Source organism: Brevibacillus sp. FIR094 (assembly GCF_050477165.1).
Classification (GTDB): Bacteria; Bacillota; Bacilli; order Brevibacillales; family Brevibacillaceae; genus Brevibacillus.
On sequence record NZ_JBEAES010000084.1, the window covers coordinates 1 to 1,234 of the forward strand.

1 protein-coding gene is annotated in these 1,234 nt (G+C 39.8%); it reads left to right on the top strand.

Features of this window, described 5'->3' with window-relative positions:
- The first annotated feature begins 34 nt into the window (after positions 1–34).
- Positions 35–1,197 (top strand): IS3 family transposase gene (locus ACQ5DJ_RS29880; RefSeq protein ID WP_429845621.1). Its coding sequence is split into 2 segments (ribosomal slippage): positions 35–308 and positions 308–1,197, totalling 1,164 coding nucleotides; the frame shifts between segments, so codons are not numbered across the junction.
- The last annotated feature ends 37 nt before the right edge of the window (positions 1,198–1,234 follow it).

Below are 1,234 nucleotides of genomic sequence, written 5' to 3' on the forward strand. Positions count from 1 at the left end.
TATTCCAAATATGATTCTAAGGAGGTGCTTCTTTATGGGCACAAGAGTGCATTACCCAGAAGAAGTAAAATGGCAAGTGGTAAAGATGAAGCAAGCAGGCATTTCAAATAAAGAGATTTTAGAACAGTTAGCGATCAAGGACGTAAAGCAAATTAAGACCTGGATGAAGTGGTACCGAAATGGTGAAACACATCGATTTTCCCAACCTGTAGGCAAGCAATATAAGTATGGAAAAAGTGGTTCAGATCACTTAGATGGGCTAGCGCAAAGGGATTTGAAAATTCGCCAATTGGAGTTGCAAATTGAAGTCTTAAAAAAGTATCAGGAACTACAGAGGGGGTGGAAAAATCAAAATTAATTGAGGTTGTAGAGAGCTTTCGGGGAAGAACCTCTACCGCGGATGTCCTTAAACTGTTTGGTGTGCCACGGGCGACCTACTATCGTTGGAGAGCCAAACTTAAAAATAAGGAAACAGAACTAGATTCCTTAATCGAGCAGCTGTGCCAAAAATATCGCTATCGTTTCGGCCATAGAAAGATACGTGCCTTACTGGATCGAAATCATAACATATATGTAAATCGTAAGACGGTCCAAAAGATTATGCAAAAGAAAAACCTTCAATGCCGTATCAAGCCAAAGCGTAAGTCGTTCATCAACGGGGAAACGAAGATCATTGTAGCAAATGAACTTAACCGACAATTTACTGCTTCTAAACCGAATGAAAAGTGGGTAACGGATATTACGTATTTACCTTACGGTCAAAACATGTTGTATTTATCTACGATCATGGATTTATATAACAACGAGATCATTGCTTACAGAATAAGTGACCGACAAGATGTTTCTTTGGTGCTGGAGACCTTAGAGGAAGCTATAGATACTAGAGAGGCAGCTGGTGTCCTTCTCCATAGCGATCAAGGATCAGTTTATACTTCATACGCATTTCAAAACAAAGCAAAAGAAAAAAGCATTACCACGAGCATGTCCCGAAAGGGAAATTGCCATGATAATGCCGTCATTGAATCCTTCCACTCCTCGCTAAAGTCGGAAGAATTCGCCTCTCCAAAAAGAGAGATCCTAACAAACCTAATGGTAATGGAAAAAGTGGAAAATTACATCTGTTTTTATAACCAAGAACGAATTCAGGAAAAATTGAACTACCTGTCCCCATACGAGTATGGGAAACAGGTAGCCTAGGTGCTTTTTCAACGTCTCATTAATTAGGGTCAGTCCA